The organism is Haloarchaeobius ordinarius (genome assembly GCF_051801355.1).
Lineage (GTDB): Archaea > Halobacteriota > Halobacteria > Halobacteriales > Natrialbaceae > Haloarchaeobius.
This window is the reverse complement of record NZ_CP196560.1, coordinates 1109370-1122307: the sequence shown is the minus strand read 5'-3', so window position 1 is coordinate 1122307 and position 12938 is coordinate 1109370. Positions and strand designations below refer to the sequence as shown.

16 protein-coding genes are annotated in these 12938 nt (G+C 67.0%); 11 read left to right on the top strand and 5 right to left on the bottom strand.

The genetic code is table 11. The annotated features are described in order from the left end of the window. Positions 1–143: 143 nt before the first annotated feature. Positions 144–698, top strand: coding sequence for an RNA 2',3'-cyclic phosphodiesterase (thpR, locus tag ACSC1R_RS05780; RefSeq protein ID WP_439028126.1), 555 nt, complete (start codon positions 144–146; stop codon positions 696–698). On the opposite strand, the gene ACSC1R_RS05775 is transcribed toward thpR, so the two are convergent. Then, entirely contained in the window at positions 695–1336 is a 642-nt protein-coding gene (locus ACSC1R_RS05775) for a hypothetical protein (protein WP_439028125.1), read from the bottom strand. The two genes, thpR and ACSC1R_RS05775, sit on opposite strands and share 4 nt — an antisense overlap. A 170-nt stretch (positions 1337–1506) precedes the next feature. Between ACSC1R_RS05775 and ACSC1R_RS05770 the strand changes: the two genes are divergently transcribed. From ACSC1R_RS05770 to ACSC1R_RS05725, 10 genes are all read left to right on the top strand, one after another. Continuing rightward, complete coding sequence (locus ACSC1R_RS05770) at positions 1507–1659, top strand: 50S ribosomal protein L39e (protein ID WP_261649254.1); 153 nt, start codon at positions 1507–1509, stop codon at positions 1657–1659. Continuing rightward, positions 1659–1937, top strand: coding sequence for a 50S ribosomal protein L31e (locus ACSC1R_RS05765; protein WP_435320043.1), 279 nt, complete (start codon positions 1659–1661; stop codon positions 1935–1937). The genes ACSC1R_RS05770 and ACSC1R_RS05765 overlap by 1 nt, the downstream gene beginning before the upstream one ends. Before the next feature lies 1 nt (position 1938). Beyond that, on the top strand, positions 1939–2604 hold the full coding sequence (locus ACSC1R_RS05760) for a translation initiation factor IF-6 (protein WP_439028124.1): 666 nt from the start codon (positions 1939–1941) through the stop codon (positions 2602–2604). 141 nt (positions 2605–2745) lie between these two features. Then, positions 2746–2922: a 50S ribosomal protein L18Ae gene (gene rpl18a, locus ACSC1R_RS05755; protein ID WP_439028123.1), complete on the top strand. Its 177-nt coding sequence runs from the start codon at positions 2746–2748 to the stop codon at positions 2920–2922. Then, positions 2919–3386: a prefoldin subunit alpha gene (pfdA, locus tag ACSC1R_RS05750; RefSeq protein ID WP_439028122.1), complete on the top strand. Its 468-nt coding sequence runs from the start codon at positions 2919–2921 to the stop codon at positions 3384–3386. Before rpl18a ends, pfdA begins: the two co-directional genes overlap by 4 nt. A gap of 9 nt (positions 3387–3395) precedes the next feature. Continuing rightward, the gene (gene ftsY, locus ACSC1R_RS05745; RefSeq protein ID WP_439028121.1) at positions 3396–4652 is read left to right on the top strand and encodes a signal recognition particle-docking protein FtsY; all 1257 of its coding nucleotides are present in this window, start codon (positions 3396–3398) and stop codon (positions 4650–4652) included. Between the two features lie 323 nt (positions 4653–4975). Then, positions 4976–6376, top strand: coding sequence for a signal recognition particle protein Srp54 (locus ACSC1R_RS05740; RefSeq protein ID WP_439028120.1), 1401 nt, complete (start codon positions 4976–4978; stop codon positions 6374–6376). Between the two features lies 1 nt (position 6377). Then, positions 6378–7574 (top strand): MFS transporter, encoded by a 1197-nt coding sequence (locus ACSC1R_RS05735; protein WP_439028119.1) that lies wholly within the window; start codon positions 6378–6380, stop codon positions 7572–7574. A gap of 101 nt (positions 7575–7675) precedes the next feature. After that, entirely contained in the window at positions 7676–8395 is a 720-nt protein-coding gene (locus ACSC1R_RS05730; RefSeq protein WP_439028118.1) for a class I SAM-dependent methyltransferase, read from the top strand. A gap of 61 nt (positions 8396–8456) precedes the next feature. Continuing rightward, entirely contained in the window at positions 8457–9431 is a 975-nt protein-coding gene (locus ACSC1R_RS05725; RefSeq protein WP_439028117.1) for an ornithine cyclodeaminase family protein, read from the top strand. Between the two features lie 34 nt (positions 9432–9465). Here the strand turns inward: ACSC1R_RS05725 and ACSC1R_RS05720 are convergent, their stop codons facing one another. From ACSC1R_RS05720 to ACSC1R_RS05705, 4 genes are read right to left on the bottom strand one after another with little or no spacing between them, the layout of a single operon-like run. After that, on the bottom strand, positions 9466–10227 hold the full coding sequence (locus ACSC1R_RS05720; protein WP_439028116.1) for an ABC transporter ATP-binding protein: 762 nt from the start codon (positions 10225–10227) through the stop codon (positions 9466–9468). A 2-nt stretch (positions 10228–10229) separates the two neighbouring features. Then, entirely contained in the window at positions 10230–10985 is a 756-nt protein-coding gene (locus ACSC1R_RS05715) for an ABC transporter ATP-binding protein (protein WP_439028115.1), read from the bottom strand. Further along, entirely contained in the window at positions 10982–12025 is a 1044-nt protein-coding gene (locus ACSC1R_RS05710) for a branched-chain amino acid ABC transporter permease (protein ID WP_439028114.1), read from the bottom strand. The genes ACSC1R_RS05715 and ACSC1R_RS05710 overlap by 4 nt, the downstream gene beginning before the upstream one ends. Then, positions 12022–12936 (bottom strand): branched-chain amino acid ABC transporter permease, encoded by a 915-nt coding sequence (locus ACSC1R_RS05705; protein WP_439028113.1) that lies wholly within the window; start codon positions 12934–12936, stop codon positions 12022–12024. Before ACSC1R_RS05705 ends, ACSC1R_RS05710 begins: the two co-directional genes overlap by 4 nt. Positions 12937–12938 lie beyond the last annotated feature (2 nt).

The following is a 12938-nucleotide window of genomic DNA, read 5'->3' as shown; positions in this document are numbered from 1 at the left end:
CCCTCGGAAACCGACCGAATCGACCCCTGCGGGGCGCCGCCACACCGGGGAGAGCGCGGACCCTGACCGGCCAACGAATGCCACTCCCTCTTGCGGTTTGAACGGGAGACACATTCAAGTTCCAGTCGGCCGTCAACAGCATCATGCGACTGTTTGTCAGTATCGACCTCCCCGACGACATCGCCGAGGACGTGGCGGCCCTCCAGGACTGCTTCGCGGAGGCGACCGGCCTGACGTTCGTCGACCCGACGCAGGCCCACGTCACGCTGAAGTTCCTCGGGGAGGTGAGCAAGGCCCGCCTCCCCGCCGTCACCGAGGCCGTCGAGGCGGGTGTCAGGGAGTCCGAGGTCGACCCGTTCGAGGCCACCTTCGGCGGCCTCGGCGTCTTCCCCTCCCTGAACTACATCAACGTCCTGTGGCTCGGCGTCCGCGAGGGGGTCGCGGAGATGACCGCGCTCCACGAGGGTATCGAGGCAGAGACGACCGCCATCGGCTTCTCGCCGGAGTCGCACGAGTTCACACCCCACGTCACGCTGGCCCGGATGGAACACGCCGGGGGCAAAGAGACGGTGCAAGCGTGTGTGCGAGACAACGACCCCGGTGCGGGGTCGATGCACGTCGAGGAGGTCCGCCTCACCGAGAGCGTCCTCACACCAGCGGGTCCCGAGTACCGGACGGTCGAACGTTTCAGGCTCTAATCACGCCGGCGGGCGAGGCCGAGCACCGCGAGGATGGCCGTGACGGCTCCTGCCCCTTCGAACCCGGGAAGTGGGCCGCCAGCACCCTCGTCCTGCTTCGGGGCGGTCGTCTCAGCCCCCGCTGGAATCCGCGCGTTCGAGACGGATTCGGTGCCGACGCCGACGTACCCGCCCTCGCAGGTGTCGGCGGTACTGATGACGAACACCGACCCCGACTCGATGGGGTCGTTCGTCCCATCGACCACGACCCGTACCTCGGCCCCTTCCGGGTCGCGTGCGAGCGTGTCCGTGAGAACCGCCTCGTAGACCACGGTGTTCGACGGGTCCCACCCGGTCAGGTCGCACTGGGAGACCCCGCCGGTGTCCACGGCAGCCGTGACCTGGTCCGTGACCACGAGGTAGTCGCCGACGTACTCTCCCTCGTACGCCTCGGGTTCCGCGAACGCCATCTGGCGGCGGATGGTCGCCCCGCCACCGCTGGTGGTTCCGGTCGTCCCGGCGTCGGATGCCCGGGTACCGGTCGTTCCGGCCGTGGGGCTCGTTCCGCCGGTCGTCGTAGTCGAACCGGCCGTGGTCGTCGGTTCGCTGCTCGCACCGACGGTCCCGACCACGGCGGCCGAACCGGCGGTCGCTGCCACACTCCGGAGGACTGCGCGACGCGTACGGTCGTGCGTACTGCCGTCGGGCATGGGTCACCGAGACGTAGACCGACCAGAGGGGAAACGCCCGTGCCAAGACACCTAGTGGCTCGCCGGAGCGCCCGGAAAAGAACAACATTTTAAACTCGGCAGAGGTACTTCCGGCCACTATGGGTAAGAAATCGAAGGCCAAGAAAAAGCGCCTCGCCAAGCTCGAGCGACAGAACAGTCGCGTGCCGGCGTGGGTCATGCTCAAGACCGACATGGAAGTCCAGCGGAACTACAAGCGCCGCAACTGGCGACGTAACGACACCGACGAATAATGAGTTCCAGTGATTTCGAGGAGCGCGTCGTCACCGTCCCGCTCCGAGACGTTAACGCAGAGGCGAAGCACAAGCGTGCAGACAAAGCGATGACGCTCATCCGCGAGCACCTCGCCCAGCACTTCAAGGTCGACGCGGATTCGGTCCGTCTCGACCCCTCCATCAACGAAGCAGTCTGGTCGCGCGGCCGGAAGAAGCCCCCGAGCAAGCTCCGCGTCCGTGCCGCCCGCTTCGACGAGGAAGGCGAGGCCGTCGTGGAAGCCGAACACGCGGAGTAACGTGCTCCGTACCTCGTTCGCCGGGTCACCGTACGTCGGCGTCTTCGCGCGGACGACCAACGACTGTCTCCTCTGCCGTCCAGACATCGAGTCGTCCGTCCAGGAAGCGATGGCCGACGAACTCGAGGTGCCCGTCATCCCGACCACCATCGCCGGCTCGTCCACCGTCGGCGCGCTAGCCGCCGGTAACTCCAACGGACTCGTCGTGACGAGTCGCGTCCGCGACCGCGAGCTCGACCGCATCGCCGAGGTCGTCGACAGTCCCATCGGCGAACTCCCCGGCCGCCGCAACGCCGCCGGGAACATCGTGCTCGCCAACGACACCGGCGCGTACGTCCACCCGGACCTCTCCGACGAGGCCGTCGCGGTCGTCGAGGACACCCTCGAGGTCCCCGTCGAACGCGGCGACCTCGCGGGAGTCCGTACGGTCGGGACCGCCGCCGTCGCCACGAACAGGGGCGTGCTGTGTCACCCCAAGTCCACCGACGCCGAACTGGACTTCCTCGAAGACCACCTCGGTGTCCCTGCCGACGTCGGCACCATCAACTACGGTGCCCCGCTCGTCGGCTCCGGCCTCGTCGTCAACGACAACGGCTACGTCGCCGGTGAGGACACGACCGGTCCGGAACTCGGTCGCATCGAGGACGCACTGGGACTCATCGACTGAGCACCCACTGCTCGTTCTGCTGTTTCCTCCCTAATCGACTGACGGGACTTCTGTATCGTGCCAGAATCGTGTGAGAACGCGTCACGAGCGGGAGCGCTGGAGAAGGGAAGATTCTTCCATCTCGCTCACGCAGTCTCGGGCATGAGTCAGTTTACTATCCGCGGGACGTTCCAGACACGTCACGGGCCGAACCCGTTCGAGACGACCATCGAGGCAGCAAACGAGAACGTCGCACGCGAGCACACGTACGCGAACTTCGGCAGCAAGCACAACGTCAAGCGTACCCAGGTCGAGATCACGGAGGTCGAGGAACAATGATGGGCGGTGGCGGCGGGCAGGCCCAGCAGCTCCAGCAGGAGATGCAGGCGATCCAGGCCGAGATTCAGGAGATCGAAGAGGAGATCACCGAGGTCCGTAACGAGAAGAGCGAGATCGACGAGGCCATCGAGGCGCTCGAGACGCTCGAATCCGAGTCCATCGTGCAGGTCCCGCTCGGCGGCGACGCGTACATCCGCGCCGAAGTCCAGGACATCGACGAGATCATCGTCGGCCTCGGCGGCGGCTACGCGGCAGAGCGTGACCGCGACGGCGCCATCGAGACCCTGGAGAACAAGCAGGACTCCCTCGACGACTACATCGACGAGCTCAACGAGGAGATCGCGGAGCTCGAAGACGAGAACAGCGAAATCGAGGCGCAGATGCAGCAGATGCAACAGCAGCAGATGCAACAGCAGATGCAGCAGATGCAACAGCAGGCGGAAGAGGAAGGCGACGACGAATAATCGAGAGCGATGTTCGACAACCTGAAGAAGAAGCTGGGTAGCTTCCGCAAGGACGTCGAGGAGACGGCCGACGAGAAGGCCGAGGCGGCCGAAGAGGAGGTCGACGCGGAGGAACCCGAAGCCGAGGCGGAGCCGCCAGCCGACGACGAGGTGGCTGCGGCCGACGCCGAGGCGTCAACCGAACCCACGCCGGACGACGCGGCCGTCGACACCGGCGACGAGGCGGTCCCGGAGCCCGAGGAGGCAGTCGAATCAGCCCCGCAGGACGAAGAGCCAGCGTCGGCAGACGAGGAACCGGGGTCGGCAGACGCAGTTCCGGAGGCCGACCCCCGCGAGGCCGAGGACGACGCCGAGGAGTCGACGAGTGGCTCGACCGGCATCGGCTCCAAGCTGAAGGCGGCCGCCACCGGCAAGTTCGTCATCGAGGAGGAAGACCTCGAGGACCCGCTCTGGGAGCTGGAGATGGCGCTCATCCAGTCCGACGTGGAGATGAGCGTCGCCAACGAGATTCTCGAGAACATCAAGCGTGAACTCGTCGGGGAGCGCCGGAAGTTCACCGAGTCGACGGGGAACATCGTCGAGGAGGCGCTCGCAGACGCGCTGTACGACGTCATCTCGGTCGGCCAGTTCGACTTCGATGCGCGCATCGCAGAGGCCGAAAAGCCCGTCGTCATCATCTTCACTGGCGTCAACGGCGTCGGGAAGACGACGAGCATCGCGAAGCTCTCGCGCTACTTCGAAGAGCGCGGGCTCTCGTCCGTGCTGGCGAACGGGGACACCTACCGCGCCGGCGCGAACGAGCAGATTCGCGAGCACGCCGACACCCTCGGCACGAAGCTCATCGCCCACGAGCAAGGCGGCGACCCGGCGGCGGTCATCTACGACGCCGTCGAGTACGCCGAGGCCCACGACATCGACGTGGTTCTGGGCGACACGGCGGGTCGCCTGCACACGAACGAGGGCCTGATGGACCAGCTCGAGAAGATAGAACGCGTGGTCGGTCCGGATATGACCATCTTCGTCGACGAGGCCGTGGCTGGACAGGACGCGGTCCAGCGTGCGAAGAAGTTCAACGAGGCGGCCGCCATCGACGGGGCCATCCTCACGAAGGCCGACGCCGACTCCAACGGTGGCGCGGCCATCTCCATCGCCCACGTCACGGGCAAGCCCATCCTGTTCCTCGGCGTGGGGCAGGACTACGACGACCTCGAACGGTTCGACCCCGAGCGGATGGTCGCCCGGCTGCTCGAGGAAGACGAGGAGTAGGCTGCACCGTCGGCGGCGCTTTCTCTCCAGCCCGTCTGTGTTCCGGAGAGCGGCGCTGCCCGACCAGCCACTGGAAGATCTCCGCGTCGGGTGGCGGTCCCAGGTGGCAGAGAGACGCGGCGCTCGCGGGCGGTCGAGAGTGACTGCGGAAAGGTGGGATGACAGTGTGGTCGTCGGTCACGCAGCCACGCCATTTGGTATACGTTACCACACCTTAAAGCTCTGCAGGAACGAGTTTCGGTCCCCGAACCGACACGAGCGGTTCCCGAGAGACACGCGCCGAGAAAAAGGCTTTAACGCACGACCCGTTTACCAGACGGTAAATGGTACTCGACGACCTCGGGAGTTCGTTGCGGGGCACCCTCGACAAACTCCGCGGGAAGTCCCGTCTCTCGAAAGAAGACGTCGAGGAGATCGTCAAGGAGATTCAACGTTCGCTCCTGCAGGCCGACGTCGACGTCTCCCTCGTGATGGACCTCTCCGACAACATCAAGACGCGCGCCCTGGAGGAGGAGCCACCGAAGGGGACGCCGGCCCGCGACTTCGTGCTCCGAATCGTCTACGAGGAGCTCGTCGCACTGGTCGGTGACTCCACGGACCTCCCCCTGGAGAATCAGACCATCCTTCTCGCTGGCCTGTACGGGTCCGGGAAGACCACGAGCGCGGCGAAGATAGCCTGGTGGTTCTCGAAGAAAGGGATGCGCCCGGCCATCATCCAGACTGACACGGACCGCCCCGGCGCGTACGACCAGTCCAAGGAGATGGCACGTCGCGCAGAGGTCGAGTTCTATGGCGACGAGGACGCCGAGGACCCCCTCGAAATCGTCCGTGACGGGATGGAAGCGACGAAAGACGCCGACATCCGCATCGTGGACACCGCCGGTCGTGACGGGCTGAACCAGGAGCTCATCGACCAGATAGAGCGCATCGAGGGCGTCGCCAACCCCGACAAGAACCTGCTCGTCATCGACGCCGCGATGGGGCAGTCCGCGAAAGAGCAGGCCCAGAAGTTCGAGGAGTCCATCGGTATCGACGGCGTCGTCATCACGAAGCTCGACGGGACGGCGAAGGGTGGTGGCGCACTCGCGGCCGTCAACGAGACCGGTTCCTCCATCGCCTTCCTCGGGACCGGTGAGGAGGTCAAAGACGTCGAACGCTTCGAGCCCGACGGCTTCATCTCCCGCCTGCTCGGCATGGGCGACCTGAAGCAGCTCACCGAGCGCGTCGAGCGCGCGATGGAGGAGACCCAGGCCGAGGACGACGAGGAGTGGGACCCCGAGGACATGCTGAAGGGGAACTTCACCCTGAAGGACATGAAAAAGCAGATGGACGCGATGAACAAGATGGGGCCGCTCGACCAGATCATGGACATGATTCCGGGCTTCGGTGGGGGCATCAAGGACCAGTTGCCCGACGACGCCATGGACGTGACCCAGGAGCGCATGCGCAGCTTCGAGGTCATCATGGACTCGATGACCGACAAGGAGATGGAGAATCCGCGTGGCATCGGCCAGAAGCAAGTCGAGCGCATCGCCCGCGGCTCGGGCCAGCCCGAGGAGAAGGTCCGCGAACTGCTCCAGCAGCACAAGATGATGGAGCGCACCCTCAAACAGTTCCAGGGCGGCATGGACGGCGACATGCAGCGTATGATGAAGAAGATGCAAAAGCAAGGCGGCGGCGGTATGGGCGGTCTCGGTGGCGGCGGCGGTGGCCCGTTCGGATAGAGTGGCCCGCCGACTGCGCGGCCTCGCCGGGTACGACGCGCTGGTCCTGACAGCGCTCATCTGGTTCCTCGCGAAGTTCCTCAGATACGCGTTCCCGCCGCTGTTCGGGACGCTGCAGAGTACCTACGGCGTCTCGAACGCGGTCGTCGGGTCTGCGTTCACTGCCCTGATGCTGGCCTACGCCGCGATGCAGTTCCCGTCTGGGTTGCTCGCGGACCGGGTGGGCGGTGTTCGGGTCGTGACTGCCGGTGCCATCGTCGCAGCCGTGAGTGCGCTCGCGCTCTCGATTCCGCTCCCGTTCGCCGTCTTCGTTGGCGTGATGGTGTTCGTCGGGGCCGGGACGGGCGCACACAAGACGGTCGCGGTCCGGCTGCTCTCGCGGGTGTATCCTGCCAGAACCGGCCGCGCTCTCGGCGTGATGGACACCTTCGGGGCCTTCGGTGGGGTGGTCGCGCCGGCCGCCGTTGTCTGGGCGCTGGCCGCGGGCGGTGTGGAGTGGCACGTGGTGTTCCTCGGCGGCGGTATCGCGGGGCTGGTGCTGGCGGGGCTGTTCCGGTGGCGGGTGCCACGTCGGCTGCCGGAGGAGCCAGCGCGGGAGCGCGGCGATGGCGGCGCGAGCGCCTACCGTGCCCTCTTCTCGGACCGCTGGTTCCTCGTCTTCGTCGGCGTGACCGTCCTGTTCTCGTTCGCCTACAACGGCGCGGTCGCGTTCCTGCCGTTGTACCTCGAAGAAGCAGCGGGGCTGTCGCCAGCGACGGCCGGAACCCTGTACTCGAGCCTGTTCCTCGTGAGCCTCGTGCAGGTCGTCACCGGCGACGTGAGCGACCGCCTCGGCCGGCTGACGGTCATCGGCGGGACGCTGGCGCTGGCGACGGTCGGGCTGGCGCTGGTCGTCGCGCTTCCGCGGAGTCCCCTTCCCGTCCTCGCCGCGTCTGTCGTCGCTTTCGGGCTCGGCAGCCACGGTTTCCGGCCGGTTCGGGGCGCCTACCTCGTCGAGTTGATTCCCGATTCCGTCGCTGGCGGGGGGCTCGGCGTGGTCCGGACCGCCCTCATGGGCGTCGGGGCGGTCGCACCCGCGGTCGTCGGTATCGTCTCCGACATCGCGGGGTTCCAGCCCGCGTTCGCGGTGTTGTTGGGCTCGTTGGCTGCCGGGCTGGTGCTGGTCGGGGTGCTCGCGGTCGGTGAGTCGAGAACCTGAGATAGCCAGTTCGACACGGCACCCGGAACCGGAGCTGTCGACGCTAGGTGCTACCACATTTCATTGCAGATTTTTGTAATTTGAGGTGTGTTAACTAGAGTGTGTCCAGAGACCCACTGGGGACCGCCATGCTGGACTACCAGCGCGGCGGGCTCCGCGGCGAGTGCCAGTACGTGGATGGAGCCGAGACGGCTGACGGCCACATCCACGAGAACTACTTCACCGAACTCGGTGAGGGTGACAGCGACTTCCCGGACCGGTTGCTCGCGCTCGATGGCCCCGTACTCGACGTCGGCTGCGGGAGCGGGAAACACGCCCTGTTCCTGCAGAGACACGACGTTCCCGTCACGGCCTTCGACGTGAGCCCCGGTGCGGTCGAGACAGCCCGCGAACGCGGAATCGAGGACGCCCACGTCGCGGACATGTTCGACATGCCCTATCCCACGAACCGGTTCCCGAGCCTGCTCGCGAACGGGACCCAGCTCGGCCTCGGTGGCTCCATCGCGGGAATCCGGTCCCTGCTCTGTGAGTTCGCCCGCGTGACGACCAGCGACGCGACCGCGTGGGTCGACGAGTACGACCCTGCCGCGCTCGACGACCCCGGCGAGATGTTCGGGTACCGGCCAGACCCGCGCGGGGGTGTCGCACACCGGACCTTCCACTTCGAGTACGACCGCGACGGAGAGCGCCTCGTCGGGGAGACGTTGCACTTCCTGCTCGTGTCGCCCGACCGGCTGCGAGACGCCTGCGTGGGCACGCCGTGGTCCGTAACCGAGGTGGACGACCGGGGCGTGTACTACAAGGCGCGGTTGACGAAGTGACCTGCCTGCGAACAGCCACAGGGAGCGAACAGTTAACACGGCGGCCGGACACTCCCCGGACATGGTACTGGTACTCTCTGACGAGGAGGTCGCCTCGCTCGTGGACCTCCCGTCGCTCGCGCCCGTGGTCGAGGACGCACTCGTGAAGCAAGGGCGAGGGGCGGTCGAACGGCCGGACCGCCCGCACTACGACATCGGGACCGGCCTCGACGGGCCGGAGCCGCTGGGGATGGGACTTGCGATGCCCGCGTACATCCACGGTGAGCCCCACTTCGCGACGAAACTCGTCGGCGTCAACGAGGGCAACGCCGACCGCGGGCTGCCGACCATCCACGCGCAGGTCGTCCTCGCGGACGCCCGAACCGGTCAGCCCGTCTCGTTCATGAACGGCGGGCGCATCACGAACGCCCGGACCGGCTGCATCGGCGGCCTGGCAGCACGCGACCTCGCCCCGAGTGGCCCCGTCCGGGTCGGGGTACTCGGTGCCGGGACGCAGGCACGCTGGCAGACCCGCGCCATCGCGGCGCTGTGTGACGTCGAGTCCGTCGCCATCTACTCCCCGAGTGACTCGCGCGAGGACTGCGCGGCCGACCTCCGCGAGCACGACATCCCGGCCGAAGCCGTCGACTCGGCCGAGGAAGCGGTTCGGGACGCGACCGTCGTGGTGACGGCGACGACCAGCACGGAGCCCGTGTTCCCCGCCGACGCGCTCGAACCGGGCACACTCGTCGTCGCGGTCGGCGCGTACACCGGCGAGATGCAGGAACTGGAGTCCGCGGTGTTCGACCGGGCCGCGCGCGTCTTCGCGGACGTGCCCGAGGAGGTCGCAGAGATCGGTGACCTGCTGGCGACCGACCTGACCACCGAGGACCTGATTCCGCTATCGGCGGTGTTCGAGGGTGAGGCTGGTCGGGAGTCAGACGAGGAGATACTGGTGGTCGAGAGCGTCGGAACGGCGGTCCTCGACGCGGCAACCGCGGCAGAAGTGTACGAGTCGGCGACCGCGGACGGAATCGGGACCGAACAGTCGTTCTAGTGGCGGTCCGAGCCGGGGCAGCAGTCGCCCCGCCTCAGCCGCCGAGGAACTGCCGGCGCACCTCGTCGTCGTCGAGCAGTGCGTCGCCCCGGCCCTCGTAGCGGTTCTCGCCCTGTGCGAGGACGTAGCCGCGGTCACAGCGCCGGAGCGCCTCTTTCGCGTTCTGTTCGACCATCAGGATGGAGGTGCCGGCGTCGTTCACCTCGTCGATTCGGTCGAACATGACGTCGACGAGGTCGGGTGCGAGTCCGGCCGAGGGCTCGTCGAGCAACAGCAGGTCAGGGTCGAGCATGAGCGCACAGCCCATCGCGAGCATCTGCTGCTGGCCGCCCGAGAGCGTGCCAGCGTCCTGGTCGAGGCGCTCTTCGAGGACGGGGAAGCGGTCGAACACCGCCTGCTTGCGCTCCTCGGGCACGTCGTCGAGGATGTACGCCCCGAGTCGGAGGTTCTCCCCGACGGTGAGCGACGGGAAGACGTTCTCGGTCTGGGGGACGTAGCTCATCCCCACCGTGATGACCTCTTCGGGCGGATAGTCGGTGATGTCCGTGCCGCCGAACGTGATACTGCCGCCCATCCGGTCCGCGAGGCCGAAGATCGACTTCATGGCCGTCGATTTCCCGGCCCCGTTCGGGCCGACGATGGTGACGTACTCGCCGTCGTCGACGTGCATGTCGACGCCGGTGAGGACCTGGAGGTCGCCGTAGCCCGCATCGAGGTCGGTGACCTCGAGCAGGTGGTCTCCCCGCGTGCTGCGGGTGTCGTCCGACGTGTCGTCGAGTGTCGTTGCGTCGTTCATGGTCAGCTACCCAGGTAGGCGTCGATGACGCGCTCGTCGTTCAGTACGGTCTCGGGGTCGCCCTCGACGAGCAGACTCCCCTGCTGGAGCACGACGAGCCGGTCGACGAGTTCGGTCAGCGTCTCGAGTTCGTGCTCGATGACGACCACGGTCATCCCGTCGTCGTTCAGGTCGCGGATGTGGGCCGCGATCTCGTTCGTGAGCGTGGGGTTCACCCCGGCGAACGGCTCGTCGAGCAGGAGCAGGTCCGGGTCGAGCATCAGCACGCGTGCGAGTTCGAGCAGTTTGCGCTGGCCGCCCGAGAGGCTGCTCGCGTACTCGTCGGCGAGGCGGGTGAGTTCGAACGTCTCGATGAGTTCGTCGGCTCGCTCGGCCACCGCGTCCTCGGTCTCCTGCATGCCGTCGGTTCGGAGCAGCGCCGAGACGGTCCGCTCGCCGGGCTGGTCCGGCGCGGCGAGCCTGACGTTCTCCCGGACGGTCATCGTGTCGAGCTGGCGAGTGTGCTGGAACGTCCGGACCAGTCCCTGGCGTGCGAGCACTTCGGTTTCCACGCCGGTGACGTCCTCACCGTCGAAGACGACCGACCCGCCGTCGGGCTCGACGACGCCGCTCACGCAGTTGAAGAACGTCGACTTGCCGGCCCCGTTGGGGCCCATCACCCCGACCAGCTCGCCCGCGTCGAACGAGACCGAGAGGTCGTCGATGGCGACGAGCCCGCCGAACTGCTTGTCGAGACTGTCGACGTCGAGCAGCGTCACGAGTCCACCTCCAGGTCGCGTTCGTCGCCCCAGATACCGGCGGGCCGGTACCTGATGACGAGCACGAGGATGAGGCCGACGACGATGAGCCGGATGGACGCGAACTCGCCGGCGGTGACGGGTGCGGCGTCCTGTGCGAACCGCGAGAACAGCCGGAGGCCCATGATGATGCCGAGGCCGCCGAGCACCGCGCGGTGGTTCGACGCGCCGCCGAGCAGCATGCCGATCCAGACGGTCACCGTCACCTGCAACTCGAAGAAGTCCGGCGAGATGGCCCCGTTGTACATCGCGAAGATGGCCCCCGCGAAGCCGGCGAGTGCGGCCCCGTAGACGAACGACTGCATCTTGTAGCGGAACGTGGACTTGCCGACCGACCGCGCCACCAGTTCGTCGGCGCGGATGGCGCGCAACACGCGGCCGTAGGGAGCTTCCGTGAGCCGCGCGACGATGGCGAACGTCAGCGCGGTGAGCCCGCCGAACACCAGGAGCGTCGCCACCAGCGTCGCGTCGCGACTGCCCGCGAGGTCGCCGAGCGGCGTCGGCACGCCGAAGATGCCGGTCGTCCCGCCGAAGACGTCCGTGAAGTTGACGAACAGCGTGTGGAATATCTCGGCGGTGGCGAGCGTGACGATGGCGAGGAAGTCCCCGCGAAGGCGCAACGACGTGGCACCGACGAACGCACCGAGGGCCGCCGCCACGAGGACGCCGGCGACGAGCCCGACCGGCCAGGGGAGCCCGAGGGCGATTCCCTCGAACGAATCCACGGCCGAAAGCATCGCCATCGTGTACGCGCCAGCCGCGAAGAACACGACGTGCCCGAAGTTCACGAGGCCGGTGTGCCCGTACTGGAGGTCGAGCCCCAGCACGAGGATGCCGTAGATGACGAACAGGATACCGACCTCGAAGAACACGTAGAGGTCGCCCGGAATCGTCGCCGTGACCGGCGAGAACGCGATGAGGAGCCCGAGGACGACGGCGACGGTGCCGACGACCAGCGCGAGGTCCGAGTCGCGGTCCGGGAGCGAGTCGAGTACGCTCACGCTTCACGCACCTCCCGGCCGGCGATACCGCTCGGCTTGACGAGCAGGACGACGACGAGTATCATGAACGCGACCGCCGACGAGATGCCCGTCATCCCCGAGGGGAGGAACGCCGTCGAGAGCGAAAGCACGATGCCGATGACGTACGCACCGGCGATGGCTCCGTACGGGCTCCCGGCCCCGCCGAGGATGGCGGCCGACAGTATCATGAGTATCTGACTGAACCCCGTCGTGACGCTCACGTTCGTCTGGATGCCCAGGAGCACACCCGACAGTCCGGCGAGCATGCCAGCGAGCACCCAGACACTGTTGCGGATGAGCTGGGTGTCGATGCCACGGACGCGGGCGAGCGCCTCGTCGTCGCTCATCGCACGCATCGCGATCCCCACGTCGGTCCGGGTCAACAGCCCGTGCAGGACGAGGAACACACCGACCGCACAGCCGACGACGACGAGTTGCTGGGAGGTCACGAAGAAGCTCCCGAGCAGGTCGACGGACCCGACGCTCAGCGCCGGGACGTCCTGGAACTGCCACGTCGTCGTCTCCGTGTCGTAGTACCGGGCACTCCGTCCCGCGACGAGGCGAATCACGTTCCGGAGGATGAGGCCGAGCCCGATAGAGGTCAGCAGCATCGGTATCGGGCCGGTGTGGTTGATGGGCGTGAAGAACACCTTCGCGAGCAGGAGGCTGACGATGCCGCCGCCGGCCATCGCGACGAGGACGGCCACCGGCAGTGGCAGCGGGAGCGACCCGGCCACGAGCAGACCGATGAACGCCCCGGCGGTGATGTACTCGCCGTACGCGAAGTTGATCATGTCCACGATGCCGTAGATGAGCGTGAACCCGATGGCCGCGATGGCGATGTACGAGCCCGTAACCAGCCCGAAGATGAGGTTCTGTGCGAGTCCCATCG